Below are 24,050 nucleotides of genomic sequence, written 5' to 3'. Positions count from 1 at the left end.
GTGAGGCGGGCCACATTGCCGCACCGCCGGCAGGATGCTTGCATTCGCAAACTTTTTTGCCCATAGCTTGCCTGTTAGGTGCCTGCCCATGCGGCGGGAGAATCGGGAATCCGGTGAAAGACCGGAACGTGCCCAGCGCTGTGAGGCGGACGTTCTTTTTTTAAAGCCACTGGAGCAATCCGGGAAGGCGAAAAGGGCGGATGAAGCCAAGTCAGAAGACCGGCCTGACGAAATAGACCGAACCGCGCGGACGGCGGCAGGTTGTTGTCGAGGCGGGGTGCGCATTTGCGCCCGGCCTTCGCATTGTTGGGGATAAACGATGCCAGCCGATTCGTCCGTGAGCAATCCGCCCGGCGCCATTTCGTTCGATCATGCGCTCTCGCCCGCCCGCCCGTTTTCCTGTGAGGAACGCGAGGCGATTTACCGTGCCATCGAGACCCGTCGCGACGTGCGCGACCAGTTTCTGCCGGACCCGCTGCCGGACGATCTGGTGGAGCGTCTTTTGAAGGCGGCCCATTCCGCGCCCTCGGTCGGTTTCATGCAGCCGTGGAATTTCACCCTCGTCACCGATGGCGCGATCCGTCAGGCGGCCTTCGTGGCCTTCAGCCGCGCCAATGAGGAGGCGGCGGCGATGTTTACGGGCGAGCAGCAGGCGCTTTATCGCAGTCTCAAGCTTGAAGGCATCCGCAAGGCGCCGCTCAGCATCTGCGTCACCTGCGATCCGACGCGTGGCGGCAAGGTGGTGCTGGGCCGCACCCATAATCCGCGCACGGATGTCTATTCCACAGTCTGCGCCATCCAGAATCTCTGGCTTGCGGCGCGCGCCGAAGGCATCGGCGTCGGCTGGGTGAGCATTTTCCACGACAGCGACATTCGCACCATTCTCGATATTCCCGACCATATCGAAATCGTTGCCTGGCTTTGCCTCGGGCGTGTCGATGCGCTCTATAACGAGCCGGAACTGGCGGTGAAGGGCTGGCGGCAGCGCGTGCCGCTGGAGGAACTGGTGTTTCGTAACCGTTGGGGCGGGGTGTAGAAGCGGAGACCTGTGAATAAGGCGGGACGTTGCCGCATATTTCTTCTCCCCGCCGGGGAGAAGGTGGCCCGAAGGGTCGGATGAGGGGGCAAGCTCTCCGAATATCGCTAACGCAGCCCCCTCATCCCGCTGCCGCGGACTTCTCCCACTCGGGGAGAAGAAACAAGCGGCGCCCGCTCGCTCCGCGATGTATGTCACTGCTGCGGCTGTATACCCTTCAGAGCCGGGTTCTTCAGGTCGATCCGGCCTGTCTGGTCGGGCAGGAATTTCGGACCTATGACGCGGACGCGGCTGTCGTTCGGGTCATAGTCGCGTTCGGGAACGGGCTGTTCCGGCGGCTTGGCGGCCTGTTGCTGTTCGGCGGGTTTCTCAGTCTTGTCACCTTGCGGTGATGGAATGGTGGTGATGCCGGAATAGGGTTTTTCGGGCTGCGGCCGGGCGGCCTCTTCCTGCTTTTGCATTTCCTTGTGATAGGCGGCCATGTTGCAGGCGCAGCCCGGCGCTTTTGCCGTGGCGTTCCTGTAGGCGAAGGCGGTTGGCAGGTCCCTGTAGGGTTTGCCTGTTTCCGCCGAAACCATATCGGCGGTTTCCTGATCCGTCATGGAGTGGAAATAAAGCTCCGTCTCGGTGCCCGGACACATTTTCTCGCACTGCTCCGCCTGGGCGCGGAAATCGAGCGGCGAGGCATTGGACGCGATGGGGAAAAACGAGCCGTCGCAGGTGCGCACGCAGAGTGTGCGAAGCCCGCCCTCGGCGGCGGCGTTGGGGTAGGGCGAAAGCCCCGCCTGTCCCGGCTCGTCGCCGTTCTGCCGAAAGGCGTCGGGATAACGCGTCACATCCGGAGGCGGCGGCAATTGCGTTTCCGTCTGCGGCAGGGTGTTGCAGCCATTGGCATCGAGGGCGGCGAGAATGCGCTGACGCCTGATGTCGCCGTCGTCGTTACGCGCGGCCGCCATGGCGTCGTCGCGGTCACGGATGATGGCGTCGCGCTCGCTTTCCGCTTCCGCCAGCGCATCGCCGATCTCGGCGCAGATACCGGCATTGGGATTGCCATAGACGATGACGCTGCCGGATGAGCAGCCATAGCCGCGCAGGTCATTCCTGATCTTGCGGATGACGATGTTTTGGCGGGCGAGCGCATTGGCGTAACGCCGCACCTCGGCCGTATTGCCGATGACGCGGGGCGGCTCGCGCAATTGCGCATAAAGCGTATCACAGACCTGATCCGCGAAGGCGGCGGCCGGAGCGAGGAAAACAAGGGGAAGCAGGAGGCCGATGATGCGGCTGCGGCGGGTCAATTGTTCGATCCGTTCGATGTCCCCGGCCAGTGGCAGGGGCGTTATACTTCACGACATCCGTGTTTCGGGAAGATAACATAAGCTGTTGCCGCAATGCGGCAACAGCCTGTTCAAAATTGCGTTAATGCGGCCTCTATCACACCGAAGGGTGCGATGCCTGCACCACGGCAAACGCCGCCATGTTGACCACGCCGCGCGAGGTGACGCTGGGCGACAGGATATGGGCGGGCAGGGCCGTGCCGAGCAGGATCGGGCCGACATGCAGGCCTTCCGTCAAGGTGCGGGTGACACCGAGGGTGATGTTGGCGGCATCGAGGTTCGGGAAAACCAGAAGGTTCGCTTCGCCGGTCAGCACGCTGTTCGGCATGGCGCGCTTGCGCAGCGCTTCCGAAAGGGCCGAGCCGCCCTGCATTTCGCCATCAACTTCCAGTTCCGGTGCGGCCTCCTGCACGATCTTCAGGGCGCGGCGCATCTTGCGGGCGCTTTCGGAATCGCGCGAGCCGAAATTGGAATGGCTGGCGAGGGCGATCTTCGGCGTGATGCCGAAGCGGCGGATTTCCTTGGCCGCGAGAATGGCCATTTCCGCCACTTCCTCGGAGGTCGGGTCGTAATTCACGAAAGTATCGGTGAGGAACAGCGCACCCTGCTGGGTGATGAGCAGGCTGAGGCCGGCGAAGGAACGCACGCCTTCCTGCTTGCCGATGATCTGGTTGACGTCGCGCAGATGGCGGTCGTAACGGCCTTCGAGGCCGCAGATCAGCGCATCCGCTTCGCCGCGCTTCACCGACAGCGCGCCGATGACGGTCGTGTTGGTGCGCACGATGGTGCGGGCTGCTTCCGGGTTGATGCCGACGCGGCCGACAAGGGCGAAATAGTCATCGACATAGTCGCGATAGCGCGGATCGTCTTCCGGATTGACCACGGCGAAATCCGCATGCGGGCGGATGCGCAGGCCGAAGCGCTTCAGGCGCGTTTCGATGATCTGCGGGCGGCCGATAAGGATCGGGATGCCGGTGCCTTCTTCCAGCAGCACCTGGGCGGCGCGCAGCACGCGCTCGTCTTCGCCTTCGGCAAAGATGATGCGCTTCTTTTCGGCGGCTTTCGCGGCGTTGAAGACCGGTTTCATGATGAAGCCGGAGCGCCAGACGAAACGGTTCAGCTGGTCGAGATAGGCTTCGAAATCGGTGATCGGCCGGGCGGCGACGCCGCTTGCGGCGGCGGCGCGGGCAACGGCTGGTGCAATGCGCAGGATGAGGCGCGGATCGAAGGGCGAGGGGATGAGGTAGTTCGGGCCGAAGACCGGCGTTTCGCCGCTATAGGCCTTTGCGGCCACTTCGGAGACTTCCTCACGCGCGAGTTCGGCGATGGCCTGCACGGCGGCCATCTTCATTTCCTCGTTGATCGTGGTTGCGCCGCAATCCAGCGCGCCGCGGAAGATATAGGGGAAGCAGAGAACGTTGTTGACCTGGTTCGGGAAATCCGAACGACCGGTGCAGATCATCGCATCCGGACGGGCCGCACGTGCAGCCTCCGGCATGATTTCGGGGTTGGGGTTGGCAAGCGCCAGGATCAGCGGGTTTTCCGCCATGCGCTCCAGCAGTTCCGGCTTCAGCACGCCGGCGGCGGAAAGGCCGAGGAAGACATCCGCACCGTCGATGGTTTCGGCCAGGACGCGCTTGTCGGTCTTCTGGGCGTAAACTTCCTTCCACTCGTCCATCAGCGTGTTGCGGCCGTCATAAACGAGGCCTTCAATGTCGTGGACCCAGATGTTTTCTTTCTTCGCGCCCATGGCGACGAGCAGGTTGAGGCAGGCAAGGGCTGCCGCGCCGGCGCCCGAGGCGACGATCTTGACGCTGGACAGAGACTTGCCGGCGAGTTCCAGCGCGTTGGTGACTGCAGCGGCGACGATGATCGCGGTGCCGTGCTGGTCATCGTGGAAGACCGGGATGTTCATCTTTTCGCGCAGCTGGCGTTCCACCTCGAAACATTCCGGCGCCTTGATGTCCTCAAGGTTGATGCCGCCGAAGGTGGGTTCCAGCGCTGCGATGGTGGAGACCATGTCGTTGATGCCGGGCGCATCGATTTCGATATCGAAAACGTCGATGCCGGCGAATTTCTTGAAGAGGACGGCCTTGCCTTCCATCACCGGCTTGGAAGCGAGCGGGCCGATATTGCCGAGGCCGAGCACCGCCGTGCCGTTGGAAATGACGGCGACGAGGTTGGCGCGGGCGGTATATTCCGCCGCCGTTTCCGGATTTTCATGGATGGCGAGGCAGGGGGCGGCGACGCCCGGCGAATAGGCCAGCGCCAGATCGCGCTGGTTGCCGAGCGGTTTGGTGGCCTGGATTTCCAGCTTGCCGGGACGCGGATAGCGGTGGAAAAAGAGCGCCTGTTCCTCGATGTCGGCCTTTGCCGTGTTGGCGGGCGTGTTGTTCTTATCGTGAGAGGTCATTCTTCCACCGTCATGTCTGGTTCAATTCCGGACCCCTGAATACAACAAACTTCCCCGTGGTACAGCCGTTATTTGACCGCACCTTATGCAAATGCGGCCATGGCTTATTCGCGTTTTCGTGAAGGCTTTCGTCATATTCCCTATAAAAACCGGCGTCTGTCATGTTGCTGAAACACGAGTCTGGTTCTGAGAGGTAAGAAAGCCGCAGGGACGCAACCGAACAGGGGGATGAAATCCGTGGCCGGTCAAATCGAAACCAGACAGTTCAGAACGCTTTTCATTTCGGATGTCCATCTTGGCTCCAAGGCGGCCAAGACGGATTATCTGCTCGACTTCCTGAAACATCACGAGGCCGAGACGATCATTCTCGTCGGCGACATCGTCGACGGCTGGCGCCTGCGCCGCAGCTGGTACTGGCCGCAGGGCTGCAACGACGTGGTGCAGAAGCTTCTTCGCAAGGCCCGCAAGGGAACGCGCATCGTCTATATTCCCGGCAATCACGATGAATTCCTGCGGGAATTTCCGGGCATGCATTTCGGCGGCATCGAAGTGGCCGAACGCATGATCCATGAGGCCGCCGACGGCAAGAAGTACCTCATCATCCATGGCGACGAGTTTGACGTGGTGGTGCGCAACGCCCGTCTGCTCGCCTATCTCGGCGACTGGGCCTATGACGCGGCGATTGCGCTCAACATCGCCATTGCCGCCGTGCGCCGCCGCATCGGCCTGCCTTACTGGTCGTTTTCGGCCTGGGCCAAGCTGCAGGTCAAGCACGCGGTCAACTTCATCGGCGAATTCCAGCGCGTGGTGGCTGACGAGGCACGGCGCAACAATGTCGATGGCGTCATCTGTGGACACATTCACCATGCTGTCATGGAAGACATGGACGGCATCCGCTACATCAATACCGGCGACTGGGTGGAAAGCTGCACGGCGATTGCCGAAAATGCCGATGGCAGCTTCGAGCTGATCACCTGGATGCAGACGAGCGACGTTACCGCCGAACAGGCATCGGACGAGATGGAGCCGGTGGATATTCCGGGGCTGATCGGGAAGCACGCGGCCTGAGTTGGGGCGTTTGACGGGCGCTGACGATAGGCTCGTATGGAATGCCGCATTCGATGAGTGGCAATAAATATCCGCACACCGTCATCCCGGCCTTGAGCCGGGATCCAGTGCGATCAAGTCTTTGATCGCGTAAGACTCCTCTCACCGCGCAGACGCGCGGTGGCTGGATGCCGGATCAGTCCGGCATGACGGAGGAGAGGTTCTGCTTCCCTGTGACTCTTTAGGCAAGGCACGCGGAAGATGCCGCCTTGGCGCACGGTGCCTGAGCGAGACTTCTGCAATTCCGGCGGGGCCGGATAACCACGCCTTCCTCATAGACGAGCCCTTCCGTCATTTAAGGCGAGCGGGTGCGTTTTTTCGCCTTCTCCCCGCCGGGGAGAGGAAACAAGGGGCGAGGTTGCGTGCATATTTGTTGGGGCTTAACCCCACAATTCCGGCCGTGCCGGATAAACCAGCGAACCCTCATAAACCAGCCCTGGCTCCCTGTCCTCGGCCAGCAGCAGCGGCCCGTCGAGATCGGCGAAGGCCGCGCCCTGTGCTGCCAGCACCGCAGGCGCCATGCCGAGCGAGGTGCCGAGCATGCAGCCGACCATGATGGTGAAGCCGAGCCTTTCGGCCTCGGCCTTCATGACGAGCGCTTCGGTCAGGCCGCCGGTCTTGTCGAGCTTGATGTTGATCGCCTCGTAACGGTCGCGGAGGCCGGCGAGGTCCTTGGTGGAATGCACGCTTTCATCGGCGCAGATCAGCACCGGATGGTCGATGCGGGCGAGGATGTCATCCTTGCCGGCGGGTAGCGGCTGCTCGATCAGCGATATCTTCAGCTCTGCCGCAAGCCGCAGATAATATTCGATATTATAATCGTTCCAGCCCTCATTGGCGTCGATGATGATGCGCGCTTCGGGTGCGGCGGCGCGCACGGCCCTTAGACGCGCTTCGTCATCCGCCGTGCCGGTCTTGATCTTCAGCAGCGGGCGGCCTGCGTTTTCCGCCGTTTTCGCGGCCATGGTCTCGGGGTCGGCAAGCGAGATGGTGTAGGCGGTGACGAGCGGCTTTGCCGCCTGTCCAAGGATGCGCTCGGCAACGGTTTTGCCGCTGATCTTGGCTTCAAGGTCCCACAGCGCGCAATCCACCGCATTGCGGGCGGCGCCGGGTTGCATCGCCTGCTGCAGTTCCTGCCGTGTCACGCCGCCGGCGATCCGCTCCGCCATCGCCTCGATATCGGCGATGACGCCTTCGATGCTTTCGCCATAACGCGGATAGGGCACACATTCGCCAATGCCAACGAAGGAACCATCGCGGATGGTGCACGTTACGACATCCGCATGCGTGCGGGTGCCGCGTGAAATGGTGAAGCTGCCGGCGACGGGAAAACGTTCCGTTGTGGCTTGAAGGTAACGGGGCATGTTTTTTCACTTCCGATTGGGCGGCAAAAGACACATGACGCCAAATTTATCACGAATTGTCAGCCGTCACTGTGGCTTGCCGGAGGCCAAAACGTTATGAAACCTTTAAGAATCTCGTGACGGCTGCACTCGCTCGGAGCATTATGCAAGAACAGGACACACGGCAACAGGCGAACCCGGCCGCAATCACCGAAGACGATAACGTCTCCGGCGGCGGCTTGCGTTTTGTCATGAGCGGTTCCTGGCGCAACAGCAATCTCGCCGGTGTTTTCCCCAGTCTTGAAAAGATCGAAAAGAGCAAATCCGCCGGCCCGGTGGAGATCGATCTTTCTTCCGTCGAGGCCATCGATACGACCGGCGCATGGATCATCCAGCGTCTGCGCAAGGACCTCGAGGCAAATGGCGCCACCGTCACTGTGACGGGCAATGACCGTATCGAAGAAGTCATCGGCCAGTTGCCCGAAAAGGTGGAGATGGAGGGCGAAGCCGCTGCGAAGGCGGGGCTCGCCGAGCGTATTTTTGCGCCCATCGGCAAGGCCGTCATCCAGAACGGCGCGGATTTCCTGGCGGGCATGTATATTCTCGGCTCGGCCGTGCGCGGCGCGCAGATGAAGCTCGGGCGCGGGCGCGGCGTCTCGCCGGCGGCGATCGTCAACCAGATCGACCATATGGGCGTGCGCGCCGTGCCGATCATCATGCTGATGTCGTTCCTGATCGGTGCGATCATCGCGCAGCAGGGCGCGTTCCAGCTCAGATATTTCGGTGCGGAAGTCTTTGTTGTCGATCTGGTCGGCATTCTGCAATTGCGCGAAATCGGTGTGCTTCTGACCGCGATCATGATCGCCGGCCGTTCCGGCAGTGCGATCACGGCGGAAATCGGCTCGATGAAGATGCGCGAGGAGATCGACGCGCTGAAGGTGATCGGTCTCAACCCGGTCGGCGTGCTGGTGTTTCCGCGGCTGGTGGCGCTCACCATCGCGTTGCCGCTTTTGACCATTCTTGCCAACTTCGCAGCGCTTTTCGGTGCGGCCATCGTGGCGCTGCTTTATTCCGGCATCACGTTTGAGGTGTTCCTGTCGCGCCTGCATGGCGCTGTCGAGGAATCGACCATTGCCGCCGGCATGATCAAGGCGCCGTTCATGGCGCTCATCATCGGCATCGTCGCGGCGGTTGAGGGCATGAAGGTGGGCGGTTCGGCCGAATCGCTCGGCCAGCACGTCACCTCCTCGGTGGTGAAGTCGATCTTCGTCGTCATTCTGGTGGATGGTCTTTTCGCCATCTTCTACGCAGCCATCGATTTTTAGGGAGGGCGCGTTGGAGAAACTGGATCAGAAACCGCAGGAGACCAGAACCGGTAAAGACGGCCGCGAGGTGGTGCTTTCCGTCGAGGGCGTGACCGTCGGTTTCAATGGCCGCAACGTGCTCGAAAATCTCGACCTCGATGTCTATCGCGGTGAAATCCTCGGCTTTATCGGCCCCTCCGGTGCCGGCAAATCCGTGTTGATGCGTGCGATCTTGCGGCTCCTGCCGCGGCAGGCAGGTGCGATCCGCATTCTCGGCACCGATTACGACAAGGCGAGCGAAGACGACCGCATGATGCTCGACCAGCGGCTTGGCGTGCTGTTCCAGCAGGGCGCGCTATTTTCCGGCCTGACGGTGAAGGAGAACATCCAGCTGCCGATGCGCGAATATCTCGACCTGCCGAAGAAGTTGATGGACGAGCTTGCCTATCTGAAAATCGAGATGGTGGGGCTGAAGCCCGATGCGGGCGACAAGTACCCTTCCGAGCTTTCCGGCGGCATGATCAAGCGCGCAGCCCTTGCCCGGGCGCTGTCGCTCGATCCCGACCTCGTCTTCCTCGATGAGCCGACGTCCGGCCTCGATCCCATCGGGGCGGCGGAATTTGATATGCTGATCGCGCGCTTGCGCGATTCGCTCGGCCTGACCGTTTATATGGTGACGCACGATCTCGACAGCCTCTTCTCCGTCTGTGACCGCATTGCGGTGCTGGGCCAGAAGAAGGTGCTGGTGGAAGGGACATTGCAGGACATGTTCGCCTGCGACGACCCATGGGTGCAGTCCTATTTCCGCGGCAAACGGGCGCGCTCTGTCGTTCTTCCGGACGGCAGACACGAAAATCCGGTGGAGTAACAAGAAGCATGGAAACCAAGGCGAACTACACCATAGTCGGAATTTTCACGCTGATCGTGATCGCCGCCGCATTCGGCTTCGTTTACTGGATGGCGGAATTCGGTCGTGGCGGCCCGACGGCCCAGCTTGTCGTGCGTATTCCTGGCTCCGCAAACGGTCTTTCCGTCGGTTCTCCCGTGCGTTTCAACGGCATTCCGGTCGGCACCGTGCGCGGTCTTGCCATTGACCGCGATGATCCGGCCTATTCCATCGCCTTTACCGAAGTGCAGGCCGATGCCCCGGTTTTCCCGTCGACCCGCGCCGTGCTTGAAATTCAGGGCCTGACGGGCGCTGCCTATATCGAGCTTTCCGGCGGCAACAAGGATGGCGAGCGCATTCTGCAGAAAGCCGTTGAAAGCGGCGTTCCGGCGGAACTGACGGCCGATCTTTCCAGCGTCACCAACCTGCTTGCCACCGCCGACAAAATCCTGAAGCGCGCCGATGGCGCCATCGGCGAATTGCAGGGTTTCGTGCAGGATGCGCGTGGCCCCTTGACGCAGACGGTGCGCAATGCCGAGAAATTCTCCGATGCGCTGGCGGCCAATTCCGACGGCATCAAGAATTTCATTGCAAGCCTCAGCTCGCTTTCCACAACGGTGCAGTCGGTCTCGGTGCGTCTCGACGGCACGCTGACGGCCATCGAGGATCTGGTGAAGGCGGTGGATGCCGGCAAGATCGATTCCATCCTGTCGAATGTCGACAAGGTGACGAAGGATGTCGCTTCCGCCTCCAGCGATATTCAGGGCATCATGGAAACGGTGCAGAGCACAGCGAAAAACTTCGAGGCGGCGAGCACGGAAGTGCAGACGGTCGTCAAACGCGCGGATGAGCTTCTGGCGTCGGTCGATCCCGCCAAGGTCAGCACCGTGGTTGATGACGTTTCCTCTGCGACCGCCGATGCGCGCGATGCCGTGGCGAACTTCAAACGGATCGCTGACGATGTCGGCGCCCGTCGCGCCGATATCGACCAGGCGGTTTCCGACTTCACCGAAATGGGCCGCAAGCTGAACCTTGCTTCCAGCCGCGTCGACGGCATTCTCGCCAAGGTGGACGGTATGCTCGGCACGGATGACGCCAATTCGCTGTTTGCCAAGGCGCGCGAAACGCTCACCTCCTTCAAGGCGGTGGCGGACAATCTCAATGCCCGCATCGGGCCGATTGCCGACAATCTGACCCGTTTCTCCAGCTCGGGCCTGAAGGATTTCCAGGCGCTTATCGGCAGCACGCGGGTCACGGTCGACAATCTCAACAATGCCATCACCAATATCGACCGCGATCCGCAGCGGTTGATTTTCGGCGGCGAAACCGTGAAACAATATGATGGCAGAACAAGGCGCTAAGAGGGGTATGGGCCAATGACACGATTGATGAACGGCCGTCAGCGCCGCGCCCTCATTCTGGCTCCGCTGTTTGCCGCCTTGATGGCGGGCTGCGCGGGTGCGCCGAAGAACGATACTTTCGATCTCTCCGTTTCTTCGGCGGCGGTGGCGCAGGGACCTTCGCTGAAAAGCCGGCAATTGCTGATCGCCGATCCGACCGCCCTGAAGGCGCTCGACAGCGAAAACATCGTGGTGCGCCTTTCCGGCTCGGAGGTGCAATATCTCGGCAACTCGCAATGGAGCGACCGCCTGCCGCGCATGGTGCAATCCAAGCTGGTGGAAGCCTTCGAGGATACCGGCAAGCTCGGCGGCGTCGGCCGGCCGGGGCAGGGGCTGGCAATCGACTATCAGGTCGTGACCGATATTCGTGCCTTCGAAATCGATACGGCGAAGAATATCGCCAATATCGAAATATCCGTGAAGCTCCTGAACGACCGCAACGGCACGGTGAAGGCGCAGGAAGTGTTCCGCGCCAGCGCCCGCGTCAGCGGTTCCGGCAACGCCAATTTCGTGAAGGCGCTGGATCAGGCCTTTGCCGCCGCCACGCGCGACATCGTGGCCTGGACGCTGAAATCGCTTTAAGCGTTCGGTGTCATTGCCGTCACAGGAAACCGCTTTATGTTCGCGTAGCGCCGGTCACCGATCGGCCTATTATGCATAATGGTCTCGATCCGTGAGTTGGTGATGCGATTTCTGCTGCTGCTTTGCCTTATGTTTTCCGCCCTGTCTGGAACGGGCGCCGCCATGGCGGCCGGTCTCCGGCTGATCGACATTCCAGCCGCGAACGGCAAAGCCGCCATGAAGGCTGCGGTATGGTCGCCCTGCGCGTCCGCGCCGGAAGAGGTCAGGATCGGTCCCTTCATTTTGCCCGCCGTGCGCGATTGCCCTGTTCCTGAAGGGAAATATCCGCTCATCGTCATCTCCCATGGCTTTGGCGGCACCTATTTCAGCCATCGGGACACGGCGGCGGCGCTGGCGGATGCCGGCTTCATTGTTGCGGCTATCAATCACCCCGGAGACAATGCGCTTGAAATGAAAAAGGCCGGCGAGCTTTCCGCGCTGACGGGGCGTCCGGCGGATATTGCCCGGTTGCTCGATCATCTGCTTGAAGGTTTTAGCGAAGCCGGTTCCATCGATGCCGGGCGGATCGGCGTCTTCGGATTTTCGCGCGGCGGTTATACCGCGCTGGTGCTTGCCGGCGGCACGCCTGATTTTGCCAATGCCGGGCTGCCCTGTCCCGACCCGCAGGCGCCGATTTGCACGCAGATGCGGCAGAAGACGACATTACCGCAGCATGGCGGTCAGGATGCGCGGATAAGGGCTGTGGTTGCCGCCGACCCGTTGAATGCCTTTCCCGGCGCGGGCGACCTGAAGAATATCACGATCCCCGTCCAGCTCTGGAGTTCGGAACGTGGCGGCGATGGTGTCGCGCCGCAGGATGTTGCGAGGCTGCGCGACGATCTGCCGGTAAAACCGGACTATCGGATGGTAAAAGGGGCGGGGCACTTTTCCTTTATCGCCCCTTGCCCCGCCGAGATGGAAAAGGCCGTGCCCCAGATTTGCAGCGATGCGGCGGGTTTCGACCGGGCGGGGTTTCACCGCAGCTTCAACGCCGAGGTGGTCAGCTTCTTCAAGGCGTCGCTGCGCTGAGGCATCGTTCCTTTCCGCGCCGGTCAGGCGGCATCCTGCTGCGACTTCCATTCCGGCAGGGGGAAAACTCGGTCGTAGCTCCAGTTGAAGACAAAAGCATAGACCACGTAAAATAGAGCAAACGAGATATCCATCACCAGCGCGTGGGCAAGGCTGATATTCAGATACCAGGCGATGAAGGGCATCAGCACGATCAGGAGGCCCAGTTCGAACAGCACGGCATGGGCGACCCGAAGGGCGGGCGTCTTCAGCGTCGTGCCTTTCAGCCGCTGCATGACGTGGTCGAAACCGAGATTGTAGACATAGTTCCAGACCGTCGCCAGCGTGGCGCTGACGATGCCGACAATGCCGATATCTTCCATCGGCATGCCAAACAGCAGCGCACCGAGCGGAATGATGAGCAGCAGGCCGATGATTTCGAAGCTGAGGGCGTGGCGGATACGATCTTGCAGGGAACGCATTTCATTCTCCGGTATGTGACCGGGCCGTCCCGCATGCTGTCGCCAAAGTGGCCGAGGTCGTCCTCGCGCTGAGGCATATAGAGGTTTTGGGCGAATTTTTCAAGCACTGCGCATTTGGGGCCTCGGATATGGCTGGAAGGTCGCCGCTTGTTTCTTCTCCCCGCCGGGGAGAAGAAACAAGCGGCAGCACCTTCTCTTCTCGCTTGACCGTTGTTTCGCGTGAGCGCGGAACAAGACCGGCGCATTTTCGTTATTGCTTATGGAAGGAGGCGTGCCATGCAGCAGAATTCCTGTGAGGGGAGAACGATAAAGGCCGCCAACACGGCGAAGGTTTCGACTTACACGCCAAGCCTCATTTCCCTTAAGGGAAGTTATGTGGCGATGATATTTCGCAGACCGCTTTGCCGAAATCCGCTGGATGTGCGGAAGAAATAAGGGCGACGGCATTTGCCTGCTCCCGCACATCGATGACGACGACTGCCGAAATGATGATGAGATTTAGATGTCTCTAAAGTGTGATTTTCAATCCGGCCCGTCTCCACCTAGACTGGAGATCGCCACCAGAGCGAAGGGAGAATGACATGAAATCAGTTCTCATTATCGCCGCTGTCTTTGGTTTTTCCGCCAGTGCAGCGCTTGCGGAATGCGCAGGTCATCAACAGATCAACGCTTCCGTTCCTGCCGTAGACCGTGAATTCAAAACCGCAAGCATCGTTCCGCCGACAGATCCGGTGGAAAAGCCAGTCGTCATCCTGAAAAAGACCGACCGCCTTCCTGCGACGGTTGCGACGACCGGTGAACCAGAAGCCGCAATGCAACGCATGCAATAAACAGGAACAATAACCTCTTCATTCTAAAAATCCCGTGCGTGAGGTGATCCGCACGGGATTTTGCTTTCAGGAGGAAGGCGGGCAACCTTCGCTTTCACAGCGCCGCTCTTGCCGGTTCTTTGCATCGGCGACTAGAGCATTTCCAGTAAAAGTGCGAAGCGGTTTTACGTCCGGAAAATGCGTAAAAACAAAGAGGTAGAGCACGTCCACCGATTCCGTTCAAACCGGGCGTGCTCTAGCTGTCGAGTTTCAGCGACAGCTGTTTCGGCCCTTCGTTCTTTTTGAGCACGTAAAGCGGCCGGGTGATGATGACTTCCGTTCGCCGTTGCAGCTCGCGCCGCCGTTCGAGCGCGCGTTCGCGCATATCGCGGGAGCGGGCGACAACGGAAAGGGCATTTTCTATGGCTGCGTCTGCTGTGTTCATCGCTGACCTCCATAATGTTCACTTTATGTTCTCATTATTGGTTGCTTGTGTCAACACTATGGCAGGGTTGCCGGCAGGCAGTTTGGCGCCCGGCACAATGAACGGACGGGCGCGCAACAGGCTGCGTCGGGTGCGCGAGGGATCGGCTTTGCCCACACGTCGACCTTCACAGCACAAACCTGTTCCGGCAGTGTCGACAGGACACTCCGGACCTGCTGTGTTGATTTTTGCGATGATGTTTCGATGACGCCGGCGCTGATCCGCCCGGCTCAGGGAGGGTATCAGGAGAGGGGGCGTTGATCCGGCGTGGGAACGCCGCCGGCGGACAAAAGATCGGTGAGATGCTCGCTGGCGAGCGCGACGATGGCAAGGGCGGCCTGCTGGCGGTTCCAGCCGGCATGTTCCGCTTTTTCGATCAGCCCGTGAATGGAAGGTTCCAGCGCGAACTGGCACTCGGCCTGATAGTCCATGGTGTCGATCGAAAGCGACGGGGAATTGATTGCGGCCCGCATCCTTTGGTCTCCCTGTTTTCCGTCATGCCCACATACGCGAGACGCAAATCGGAACATGCACATTCAGAGGCCGGTGATATCGGGTATGCTCATGAGGCCCGCATATCACTGGCAGCGAATCCCCCAGCAGGCGGACGTTAGCGGCAAGTCTTGATCGCTGTCAACGCGTGCGCGGCGGCGATGACGTCGCCATCTTCGTTTTCAGAGCCTTCCGTTCCGGAAAGGCTTTCGCCGCCAGATCAGCAGCGCCATCACATAAAGCGCAAAAAGCACGAACCATGTGACGGGCAGCACCATGAAAAGCGCCGCATAAGCGCAATTTCCCTCAAAACAGGAGCCGAGAAATCCGGAATCGGCAAGCGCTGCCGATAATAAAAACGCACATATCCCGCTCCCGACCGCGCCGAGAATGAAAAGCAATATGTTGATAAGCAATCCCATGGTCTCGATCATAAGGACGATTGAGACAGCTTTGGGGAAACGGGCGGTGCCGCAACGAGATTCCTGTCTCTTGAGGATATCGTTGCCGGCGGCAGGGATGGCAATGCGAAAGTGAGGGGCCGCATCGGCACAAGCGATCATGCGATGCTTTAATTTAGCACCGCAACGTCTTGTCATTTCAGGAAGAATTTGGTGGGTGATGTAGGGCTCGAACCTACGACCCGCTGATTAAGAGTCAGCTGCTCTACCAACTGAGCTAATCACCCGACCGGCACCGTGTGGCGGTGTGAGGGGGCGTATAAAGGGGAAGTTTGGGCTTGTCCAGCGCGGAAATGAAATTTCTTCGATTTTTGTGACGAAAAAATTTCAGTCGCGCTGGAAAAGTCTGGAAATCCGCGGTTTTACGGATTTTTCCTTTTATTCATCCGCGCCTGAAAGCCCGGCCGATAAGGATGAGGATGCAGGCGCCGATGAAGCCGGCGATGAGATAACCGAGCCAACCCGTCAAAACGATTCCAAATACCGAAAGGATGGCGTTGGCGACGATCGCGCCGACGATTCCAAGAAGGATGTTCATGAAAACACCCATATTGCTTTTCATGAATTGTTCGGCGAGCCACCCGGCGACACCACCGATGATGATGGCTGCGATCCAGCCAATGCCAGCAGATTCCATGATTTCCTCCCATGTTGCTGCATCGTCAAAGGTGATGATTCTCGTGGTGAAAAGCAAGGCAAACTCCTGAAAACCTCGCTTTATGCGGGTGGTTTTCCGCGCGGCAGGCGCTAAAAAGCCTGATGCGGCGCAAAGAGACGAAAGGCATGGATGTGCGGTTGATGTTCGGCGGATTGATGGATGGCAGAAGGGTGTTCGACGGCCTGGTGCGGGATCGGCGGCAAAGGAGCGCCATGGCGGCGATAATGGCCATGGTGCTTTTTCTGGCCGGCGGTCTTTTGTCGGCAATGCCGGCGGCGGCGCAGGGGGAAACAACATCGCCCGCCCCGGTGGCGATCCAGGCCTCGACCGTCGAACAGGCAAGGGCGGAGCTGGAGAAATGGAAGGCCGATGTCGCGGCGATTGCCAAACAGGTGGAAGCGGGCGGCAGCGACGATGTGCAGCTTGTGGACCTGAAGGGCCGCGCCGACACCATCGCCGCCGATGCCGCCGCCGCCAACACCAAGCTGCGCACCCGTCTCGACCAGATCAAGACCCGGCTGGATGCGCTGGGTGCGGCGCCTGCGGACGACCAGCCGCCGGAAGCCAGCATGGTGACGGAGGAGCGAAATCGGCTGACGGCGGAACGGGCCGAGGTGAATGCGATTGCCGGGGAGGTGGAGAGCACGGCCACCAATGCCGCGCAGATTTCCAATAACATCACTGCCGTTCGCCGGGCGCTTTTTGCCGCCACCCTGTTCAAGCGCACCGAAGTTTCGGCGCAGACGCTGGGTGATGCCTCCTCCGCCTTTCTGACCGAATTGACCAACCTCAACAACGCTTTCAGCAGTTGGGCGAGTTTCGTCTGGAATTACAAGCGCCTGCCGATGTTCGGGGCGGTGACGCTGTCGATCATGGCCGCCCTGCTGTTTCTCGTGGGCGGTTACCGCTTTTTCGGCAGCCGCATGGACCGGCGGGCCTTTACGGGCGAGCCTTCTTATCTGAGACGGCTTTCGGTGGCCTTCTGGTCGACCATGGTGCAGTCGCTGTCGCTGTTCCTGTTTCTCGTCACCTCCGCCTTCTTCCTCGATAATTTCAACGTGCTGCGGTCAGATATCGCGCCGATCCTGTTCGGGGCGATGGCGATCACCGGTTTCGTTTATTTCGTCTCACGGCTGAGCTACGCGATCTTCGCGCCGACGCAGCCGGAATGGCGTCTTCTGAAGGTGTCCAACAAGGGCGCACACACGCTGTCTTCGGCGGTGCTGCTGATGGCGCTCGTCAACGGGCTCGATTACCTGCTCGGCACGATCAGCGAGACGCTTTATTCACCGCTGATCGTCACGGTTGCCAAGAGTTTCCTCGCCTCGATCATCATCGGCCTTATCCTGCTGACCGTATCGTTCCTGCGGCCGGTGATCGGCGAGGGGCAGGATTATGAGACCGGCAACCAGCGCCTGCCGCGCTGGCTCGTCATCCTGCTGCGGGTGGGCGGCCTCGTTCTCATCGGCGCCTGCCTGACGGGTTATGTCGGGCTTGCACGCTTCCTCGCCACGCAGATCGTCGCCACCGGCGCGGTGCTGGCGACGATGTATATCGGCATTCTTTCGGGCAAGGCGATTTCGCGACAGGGCGCCTTTGCGGAATCGCTTGCCGGCCGTTATCTCGCGCGGCGTTTCGGCCTCGGCGTGGTGGCGCTCGATCAGGCCGGCCTTGCCGCGGGGCTAGGCATCTATGCTGTCGCGCTTGCCTTCGGCGTGCCGCTCATCCTGTTTTCCTGGGGCTTCCAGCCGGGCGATATCGAAAGCTGGGCCTATCGTCTGTTGACCGGCATCACCGTCGGCAATGCCTCCATTTCGCTGATCGGCCTCTTCGGCGGCGTTCTTGTCTTCGCCATCGGTTACATCATAACCCGCTGGTTCCAGAAGTGGCTGGACAATAACGTCATGGCGCGCGGCCAGGTGGATGCCGGGGTGCGCAACTCGGTCAAGACCGGTATCGGTTATCTCGGTATCGCAGTGGCGGCCATCTTCGGCGTGTCTTCGGCCGGTCTCAACCTCTCCAGCCTGGCGCTGGTGGCTTCGGCCCTTTCGGTCGGTATCGGTTTCGGCCTGCAGAACATCGTCTCCAACTTCGTCTCCGGCCTCATCCTGCTGGTCGAGCGCCCCTTCAAGGTGGGAGACTGGGTGGTAACGGGCACGACGGAAGGCACCGTCAAGCGGCTTTCCGTGCGCGCCACCGAAATCGAAACCTTCCGCGGCCAGTCGATCATCGTGCCGAATTCGGAATTCATCAATTCCTCGGTCGGCAACTGGACACACCGCAACCGCATCATGCGCGCGGAAATTCCCGTTTCCGTCTCTTACGATTCCGATCCGCAGAAGGTTATGGATATTCTGCTGGAACTCGTGCGCGCCCAGCCGCCGGTGCTGCGCAATCCCGAGCCGCATGTGGAGTTCCTGCGCTTCGGCGATTTTTCGCTGGATTTCGAACTGCGTTTCCACCTTGCCGATCTCTCCAACGGGCTTGGCGTGAAAAACGCGCTCCGTATCGCAATCCTCCAGCGCTTCCGCGAGGAGGGGATCGACATCCCGTTCCCGCAGCGCAACCTCAACATCCACGTGGAAGGCGACGCCAATCCGCAGATGCTGGCGGCGCTGCTTTCGGAGGAGGGCGACAAGGCGGTGGTGGCCCATACGGGCGCGGCAGCGGCAGAGAAAGAGGCATCGAAGAGCGAGAAGCCGACTGAGCCGAAGGAGAAACCCGGCGCGAAAGCGTAGATCGCTGTTGCTTGTGGACGTCGAGTTCCGGGCAGCGGGACGAGGGGGCCAGGGTAGACGTATTTGGAGAGCTTGCCCCCTCATCCGACCCTTCGGGCCACCTTCTCCCCGGCGGGGAGAAGAAACGAGCGGCAAAGCTGTGCTGCATTCATCCGGCATGCTCCGCATTTTCTTCCCTGTCGCAGCACCCTATGGGCATGTCGCAATCAGGCGGCTGAACGGCAGGCAAGCGCTTCATATTCCTCCCATCCAATGTCGGCGGAATAAGGCAAGGCCGGCGCTTTTCAGGGGTTCTGTAAATGAAGACACATGCACGGGCGGTGGTGATCGGTGGCGGCGTCGTTGGCGTTTCGACGCTTTATCATCTTGCCAAGAAGGGCTGGAGCGACAGCGTTCTCATCGAGCGCAAGGAGCTGACCTCGGGTTCCACCTGGCACGCGGCCGGGCTTCTGCCGCTGTTCAACATGAGCTATTCGGTTGGCCAGATTCACAAATATTCCGTGAAGTTCTATGAGGAGCTTCAGGAAGAGACCGGCATGAATGTCGGCTTCTCCAAGGTCTCGAATATCCGTCTCGCCCGCACCAAGGATCGCTGGGACGAATATATGTATTATGCCGGTATCGCCGAGACCATCGGCGTGCGCGTCAACATGTTGACGCCGGAGCAGGTGAAGGAAATCTGGCCGCTCTGCGAGACGGACGGTCTGCTCGGCGCCATCCAGCATCCCGACGACGGTTATATCCAGCCTGCCGATCTGACTCAGGCGCTCGCCAAGGGCGCGCGTGACCGCGGGGCGACCATCTATCGCAACACCACCGTCACCGCCATCGAGCAGCTGGAAGACGGTCACTGGAAGGTGACGACCGACAAGGGCGAGATCATCGCCGAGCATATCATCTCCTGCACGGGCTCCTTTGCCCGCAAGACCGGCGAGATGGTCGGCATCAACATTCCGGTCATTCCGGTCGAGCATCAATATATCGTCACCGAACCGCACCCGGCCATTCAGGAACGCCGCCGCCAGGGCCTGCCGGAAATGGGCGTCCTGCGCGAATCCGACTCCGCCTGGTATATGCGCGAGGAGGCGGGCGGCCTGATCCTCGGTCCTTATGAAGTCGGCGCGCCGGTCTGTTATGTCGACGGTCCCTCCGACGACAGCGAATATGAGCTGTTCCAGGAAGAACTCGACCGCCTGATGCCGCATATCGAGACCGCCATGGTGCGCGTTCCGGCCTTTGGCGAAGTGGGCATCAAGAAAGTCTATAACGGCGCTATCGCTTATACGCCTGACGGCAATCCGATTGTCGGTCCTGCGCCGGGCCTGAAGAATTTCTGGCTGAACGAAGGCCACTCCTTCGGCATCACCGCTGCCGGTGGTGCAGGCTGGCAGCTGGCGGAATGGATCGTCGATGGCGAGCCGACGCTCGACCTGATGGGTGTCGATCCACGCCGCTTCGGCCCTTACGCAACGGAAGGTTACCTCATCGCCAAGAACGAGGAAGCCTATGCCAACGTCTTCACCATGCATTACCCGGACGAAGAGCGCTCCGCCGCCCGCCCGCTGAAGACGACGCCGGTTTATGACCGCCTGAAGAAGCTCGGCGGCGTGTTCGGCTCCGTCTATGGCTGGGAGCGTGCCAACTGGTATGCGCCGGAAGGTTATGCGCTGCGCGAGGAAGACCTCGGCGTCGGTGCGGATGTCATCACCAGCCACAACCATGCGCCGGCTCTGGATGACGGCCGTATCGTCGAGAAGTGGTCGTTCCGCCGCTCGAACTACTTCGAACATGTCGGCAACGAAGTGAAGAACGTGCATCAGAATGTCGGCGTGCTTGATATGTCGGCCTTCGCCAAGATGGAGGTCTCCGGCCCCGGTGCGCGGGCATGGCTGGACAGCATTCTCGCCAATGCGGTGCCGAAGAAGCGTGGCCGTATCGCGCTCACCCATCTTCTGACGCCGAACGGCGGTGTGAAGGCGGAATTCACGGTCTATGAATGGGCGCCGGGCCGCTTCTACATGGTTTCGGCCGGTGGTCTAGAAGCCCATGACCACGACGTACTGTTCCGTCTGGCACCGACCGATGGTTCGGTTGTGCTGCAGCCGATCACGCAGAAATACGGCGTGCTGGTTCTTGCCGGTCCGAAGTCGCGCGATCTCCTGAAGAAGCTGACCCGCACCAGCCTTGAGAACAAGGATTTCCCCTGGCTCACCGGCAGCAAGATTTCCGTCGGCGTGGCGACGGCGCATGCGCTGCGCGTCAACTTCGTGGGCGAGCTTGGCTGGGAACTGCACCACCCGATCGAGATGCAGAACTATATCTTCGACCGGCTGATGGAAGCGGGCGCCGAATTCGGCATCAAGCCCTTCGGTATCCGCGCCATGGTGTCGATGTCGCTCGAAAAATCCTATCGCAACATGGGACGCGAGCTTTCGGTCGAATACAACGCCTATGAATCCGGTCTCGACCGCTTCCTGCGCCCGGAGAAGAGCTTCATCGGCCGCGACGCGCTGGTGGCGTACAAGGAGGCCGGCGTGAAGTGGGTGTTCTCGACGCTCACCGTGTCAGGCAATACGGATGTCGATGCGCGCGGTTCGGAAGCGATCGTCGATGAAAGCGGCGCGCTTGCGGGCCGCGTGACGAGCGGCGGTTTCGGCTGGCGTCTCGGCAAATCCATCGCGCTCGCCATGCTCAAACCGGAATATGCGGCCGTGGGCACCAAGCTCAAGATCCGCATTCTCGGTACGTCCTATGATGCCGAAGTGGTGGAAGAAAGCCCGTTCGACACGGACAATGCGCTTCTGCGCGCCTGAGACAAAATATCCCCTCCCAAAGTCGGAATACGGCCCCTCGTGGGCCGTATTTCCGTTTAGGTAAGCATGTGCTCAACTGGCTTTCCGGCAAAAGTGTTATTAATGATTCTGAAAAATGAGCCTGCTATCTTTCCCTGACATACGATGGGGGATCGGGGCAGAATGAATTTTCTAGGCATTACGGGCATGCAATATTCTGGCGTGCCTTTTACCAACAGCCGCATCTTGCTGGCAGAAGATACCAATGTGTTCACCCAGATGGTGAGCCTGCGCCTGAAGGAACTGCTGGGCGTTACCGTGGAAGTGTGCCGCAATTTCGAGGAATTGCAGGCCTGTTACGAGCATTCTCCCGAACCGGTGACGCTGGCGATTTCCAACATCAACCTGCCGGGGGCGGAAAAGGGCGAGGCGCTGGAATATCTGATCGATCTTTCGATCCCGACCATCGTTTTCACCAGCACTTTTCATGAGGCGACGCGCGAAACGCTGATCGCCAAGGATGTGGTCGATTATATTCTGAAGGACAATATTTTCGCCGTGGATATGCTGACGGAATCCGTCTGCCGCTTTCTCACCAACCACCGCCATCACGTGCTGATCGTCGATGACAGCCCGACGGCGCGGGCGTTGCTTTCGAGCCGTCTCAAGCGTTATAATTTCCGCGTCAGCCTGGCGGATAGCGGTGCGAAGGCGCTCGATATTCTGAAGGCCAATCCCGATATCGGCCTCGTGGTGACCGATTACAACATGCCCGATATTGACGGCTTCGAACTGACGCGGCGCATCCGTACCGTGCGCGGGTCGCATGAGCTGCGCATCATCGGGGTGTCTTCCTCCACCAACCGGCTGCTTTCGGCGCGGTTCCTGAAGGCGGGCGGCAATGATTTCATGCTGCGCCCCTTCATCGACGAGGAGTTTTATTGCCGGGTCAACCAGAACCTCGATACGCTGGTGCAGATACAGCTGGCGAAAGCGGGGGTAAGGCCGGCGGCCTGAGCTTAGGCTTTCCTCCCTAAAGCTGCGATTCCAGCGGCAGGAAACGCATGATACCGGCGACGATGCGGCGGCTGATGGTGGCGTCGGGTTCGCGCCGGTAGGTTTTCGTTCGCCCCTGTTCTTCCGTCATCCAGACGATGTGCCTGCCTTTGTCGATTTCAAGCTCGAAGCTCATGCTGCGGCGGATTTCGCCCGCGAATATCTCGTCCATGCGGGCAACCAGCGGGGCCGAGTTGAACACGACGCCCATTTCCGTATTGAGCGAGGCGGAACGCGGATCGAAATTGAGCGAACCGATATAGCCGGTCCTGCCATCGCGGGTGAAGGCCTTGGTGTGCAGGCTCGCCTGTCCCGAGCCGCGCAGGGTGAAGTTCGACTGATCCGCCTGCGCGCGCAGCTCATGCAGGCGCACCCCGCCGGAGAGAAGCGGTTTTCGATAGCGGGCATAACCGGCGTGCACGGCGGCCACATCTGTCGCGGCCAGCGAATTGGTGAGGATGGCGACCGACACGCCGTTTTCTGCGAGCTGTAGAAATATCCCCACGCCCTGTTTGCCGGGAATAAAATAGGGGGAGGTGATGTGCAGGCTGTCGCTTGCCGCCTGCATCAGCGGCAGCAGGCTTTCCATCAGGAAGTTATGACCCTTGCGGCGTTTGCCCGCTGCCTTTTCCGGCGGGTCGGCGAGGATATCCGCCGCCTCGACCCAGTGCAGACGGTCCGACATCAGGAAATGGTCACGGCCATACTGGCTTTCGACGCGCTCCAGATAGGGTTTTGCCGCTTCGCTTTTCGGCAGGGCATCGAGTTCGCGCCGCAGCCTTGCGAGTTTGCTCGGCCTGCGCGCCAATAGCGAGCGCACGGGCACGGAAACGGCGCTGTTCCAGTAATCGTCGAAGATTTCCGTGGCGTCGGCGACGATCCTGCCGAAGCCGAGAATATCGAAATCGTGGAAATTCGCCCGCTCGGCGGCGTCGAAATAGGCGTCGCCAATGTTGCGCCCGCCGACGATCACGGCCCGGCCATCGGCAATCCAGGCCTTGTTGTGCATGCGCCGGTTGACGCTTCGGAAGCGCAACACCAGTTCGATGCTTCGATGCAGCATGTTTTCCCGCGCCCTGGTGGGGTTGAACAGTCGGAGTTCGATATTCGGATGGCTGTCGATGGCGTGGAAGATGCGGTCGGAGATGGAAACGCCGAGATCGTCGAGCAGCAGGCGCACGCGCACGCCGCGATCGGCGGCGGCGATGACTTCGCGCATCATCAGCCGTCCGGTCAGGTCGGCATTCCACATGTAATACATCAGATCGAGGCTGCGCCCGGCGGCACGCGCCGCCGCCACGCGCACCGCAAAGGCATCGAGGTTGGAATGCAGCAGGCAGAGCGCATTTTTCTCGTTCCAGCCGTTTCTTATCGATTGCCAGTGCCGGTCCAGCGTCGTTGCGTCTTCCGCAAGGGGCAGGGCGGTGGAGGGGCGCTTGGGAATTGCCTTTTCCCGCTGTTTGCCGATGACGACAAACAGGCTCGGCCCGATGACCATAAGAAGAATGACGATGAAGACCGTAAATGCAGTCACTTGTTTTGATCGCTCCTGGCCCGAAGAGTATCAGGCGGGATGAAAACGCGCGAGGGGATAAAGCGTTCACCGCACCTCGTGCCATCGGC

Annotated in this window: 20 protein-coding genes, 1 tRNA gene and 1 riboswitch; of the genes, 11 read left to right on the top strand and 10 right to left on the bottom strand. The window is 60.5% G+C overall.

Features of this window, described 5'->3' with window-relative positions; all coding sequences use genetic code 11:
- The first annotated feature begins 59 nt into the window (after positions 1-59).
- Positions 60-242: riboswitch (cobalamin riboswitch) on the top strand.
- Positions 243-319: 77 nt separating this feature from the next.
- Positions 320-1,036: a 5,6-dimethylbenzimidazole synthase gene (gene bluB / locus ACQZ5K_RS07635; RefSeq protein WP_448740040.1), complete on the top strand. Its 717-nt coding sequence runs from the start codon at positions 320-322 to the stop codon at positions 1,034-1,036.
- Positions 1,037-1,230: 194 nt separating this feature from the next.
- Here bluB and ACQZ5K_RS07630 read toward each other — a convergent pair whose 3' ends face one another.
- Together ACQZ5K_RS07630 and ACQZ5K_RS07625 are read right to left on the bottom strand one after the other, a co-directional pair.
- Positions 1,231-2,334: a DUF2865 domain-containing protein gene (locus ACQZ5K_RS07630; protein ID WP_448740039.1), complete on the bottom strand. Its 1,104-nt coding sequence runs from the start codon at positions 2,332-2,334 to the stop codon at positions 1,231-1,233.
- Between the two features lie 136 nt (positions 2,335-2,470).
- Positions 2,471-4,786 (bottom strand): NADP-dependent malic enzyme, encoded by a 2,316-nt coding sequence (locus ACQZ5K_RS07625; protein ID WP_448734367.1) that lies wholly within the window; start codon positions 4,784-4,786, stop codon positions 2,471-2,473.
- A 228-nt stretch (positions 4,787-5,014) separates the two neighbouring features.
- On the opposite strand from ACQZ5K_RS07625, the gene ACQZ5K_RS07620 reads away from it, so the two are divergent.
- Positions 5,015-5,854 carry a UDP-2,3-diacylglucosamine diphosphatase gene (locus ACQZ5K_RS07620; RefSeq protein ID WP_065656136.1) on the top strand — a complete coding sequence of 280 codons (840 nt, stop codon included), beginning with the start codon at positions 5,015-5,017 and terminating at the stop codon, positions 5,852-5,854.
- Between the two features lie 419 nt (positions 5,855-6,273).
- On the opposite strand, the gene dgcA is transcribed toward ACQZ5K_RS07620, so the two are convergent.
- Complete coding sequence (gene dgcA, locus ACQZ5K_RS07615) at positions 6,274-7,257, bottom strand: N-acetyl-D-Glu racemase DgcA (RefSeq protein ID WP_448740038.1); 984 nt, start codon at positions 7,255-7,257, stop codon at positions 6,274-6,276.
- Positions 7,258-7,400: 143 nt separating this feature from the next.
- On the opposite strand from dgcA, the gene ACQZ5K_RS07610 reads away from it, so the two are divergent.
- The 5 genes from ACQZ5K_RS07610 (at position 7,401) to ACQZ5K_RS07590 (ending at position 12,476) form a co-directional block, all read left to right on the top strand.
- Positions 7,401-8,561, top strand: coding sequence for an ABC transporter permease (locus tag ACQZ5K_RS07610; RefSeq protein WP_020810472.1), 1,161 nt, complete (start codon positions 7,401-7,403; stop codon positions 8,559-8,561).
- 10 nt (positions 8,562-8,571) lie between these two features.
- Positions 8,572-9,408 carry an ABC transporter ATP-binding protein gene (locus ACQZ5K_RS07605; RefSeq protein ID WP_035223193.1) on the top strand — a complete coding sequence of 279 codons (837 nt, stop codon included), beginning with the start codon at positions 8,572-8,574 and terminating at the stop codon, positions 9,406-9,408.
- Between the two features lie 8 nt (positions 9,409-9,416).
- On the top strand, positions 9,417-10,787 hold the full coding sequence (locus ACQZ5K_RS07600; protein ID WP_448740037.1) for an MlaD family protein: 1,371 nt from the start codon (positions 9,417-9,419) through the stop codon (positions 10,785-10,787).
- 15 nt (positions 10,788-10,802) lie between these two features.
- A complete protein-coding gene (locus ACQZ5K_RS07595; protein WP_035236961.1) occupies positions 10,803-11,408 on the top strand; it encodes an ABC-type transport auxiliary lipoprotein family protein in 606 nt (201 codons plus the stop codon).
- A 102-nt stretch (positions 11,409-11,510) separates the two neighbouring features.
- Positions 11,511-12,476, top strand: a complete 966-nt coding sequence (locus tag ACQZ5K_RS07590; RefSeq protein WP_448740036.1) for an alpha/beta hydrolase family protein — start codon at positions 11,511-11,513, stop codon at positions 12,474-12,476.
- A gap of 23 nt (positions 12,477-12,499) precedes the next feature.
- Here the strand turns inward: ACQZ5K_RS07590 and ACQZ5K_RS07585 are convergent, their stop codons facing one another.
- Positions 12,500-12,937 carry a PACE efflux transporter gene (locus tag ACQZ5K_RS07585; protein ID WP_003520624.1) on the bottom strand — a complete coding sequence of 146 codons (438 nt, stop codon included), beginning with the start codon at positions 12,935-12,937 and terminating at the stop codon, positions 12,500-12,502.
- 581 nt (positions 12,938-13,518) lie between these two features.
- Here ACQZ5K_RS07585 and ACQZ5K_RS07580 point away from each other — a divergent pair.
- Positions 13,519-13,767 carry a hypothetical protein gene (locus ACQZ5K_RS07580; protein ID WP_003524756.1) on the top strand — a complete coding sequence of 83 codons (249 nt, stop codon included), beginning with the start codon at positions 13,519-13,521 and terminating at the stop codon, positions 13,765-13,767.
- Between the two features lie 235 nt (positions 13,768-14,002).
- Here the strand turns inward: ACQZ5K_RS07580 and ACQZ5K_RS07575 are convergent, their stop codons facing one another.
- From ACQZ5K_RS07575 to ACQZ5K_RS07555, 5 genes are all read right to left on the bottom strand, one after another.
- Positions 14,003-14,191, bottom strand: coding sequence for a hypothetical protein (locus ACQZ5K_RS07575; RefSeq protein ID WP_003524758.1), 189 nt, complete (start codon positions 14,189-14,191; stop codon positions 14,003-14,005).
- Between the two features lie 281 nt (positions 14,192-14,472).
- Positions 14,473-14,703, bottom strand: coding sequence for a hypothetical protein (locus tag ACQZ5K_RS07570; protein ID WP_059760125.1), 231 nt, complete (start codon positions 14,701-14,703; stop codon positions 14,473-14,475).
- Positions 14,704-14,904: 201 nt separating this feature from the next.
- The gene (locus ACQZ5K_RS07565; protein WP_448740035.1) at positions 14,905-15,156 is read right to left on the bottom strand and encodes a hypothetical protein; all 252 of its coding nucleotides are present in this window, start codon (positions 15,154-15,156) and stop codon (positions 14,905-14,907) included.
- 178 nt (positions 15,157-15,334) lie between these two features.
- Positions 15,335-15,410: transfer RNA gene (locus ACQZ5K_RS07560), tRNA-Lys, on the bottom strand.
- 155 nt (positions 15,411-15,565) lie between these two features.
- Positions 15,566-15,820, bottom strand: a complete 255-nt coding sequence (locus tag ACQZ5K_RS07555; protein WP_003524764.1) for a GlsB/YeaQ/YmgE family stress response membrane protein — start codon at positions 15,818-15,820, stop codon at positions 15,566-15,568.
- 122 nt (positions 15,821-15,942) lie between these two features.
- Here ACQZ5K_RS07555 and ACQZ5K_RS07550 point away from each other — a divergent pair, with 122 nt between their 5' ends.
- From ACQZ5K_RS07550 to ACQZ5K_RS07540, 3 genes are all read left to right on the top strand, one after another.
- On the top strand, positions 15,943-18,579 hold the full coding sequence (locus ACQZ5K_RS07550; RefSeq protein WP_448740034.1) for a mechanosensitive ion channel domain-containing protein: 2,637 nt from the start codon (positions 15,943-15,945) through the stop codon (positions 18,577-18,579).
- 299 nt (positions 18,580-18,878) lie between these two features.
- Complete coding sequence (locus ACQZ5K_RS07545) at positions 18,879-21,392, top strand: GcvT family protein (RefSeq protein ID WP_448740033.1); 2,514 nt, start codon at positions 18,879-18,881, stop codon at positions 21,390-21,392.
- A gap of 162 nt (positions 21,393-21,554) precedes the next feature.
- Positions 21,555-22,388, top strand: a complete 834-nt coding sequence (locus tag ACQZ5K_RS07540) for a response regulator (protein ID WP_448736823.1) — start codon at positions 21,555-21,557, stop codon at positions 22,386-22,388.
- Positions 22,389-22,404: 16 nt separating this feature from the next.
- Here ACQZ5K_RS07540 and ACQZ5K_RS07535 read toward each other — a convergent pair whose 3' ends face one another.
- Positions 22,405-23,961, bottom strand: a complete 1,557-nt coding sequence (locus ACQZ5K_RS07535) for a phospholipase D family protein (protein ID WP_448740032.1) — start codon at positions 23,959-23,961, stop codon at positions 22,405-22,407.
- Between the last annotated feature and the right edge of the window lie 89 nt (positions 23,962-24,050).

The sequence above is a fragment of the Agrobacterium sp. 22-226-1 genome (genome assembly GCF_053522345.1).
This window is presented reverse-complemented; position numbering and strand designations above follow the sequence as displayed.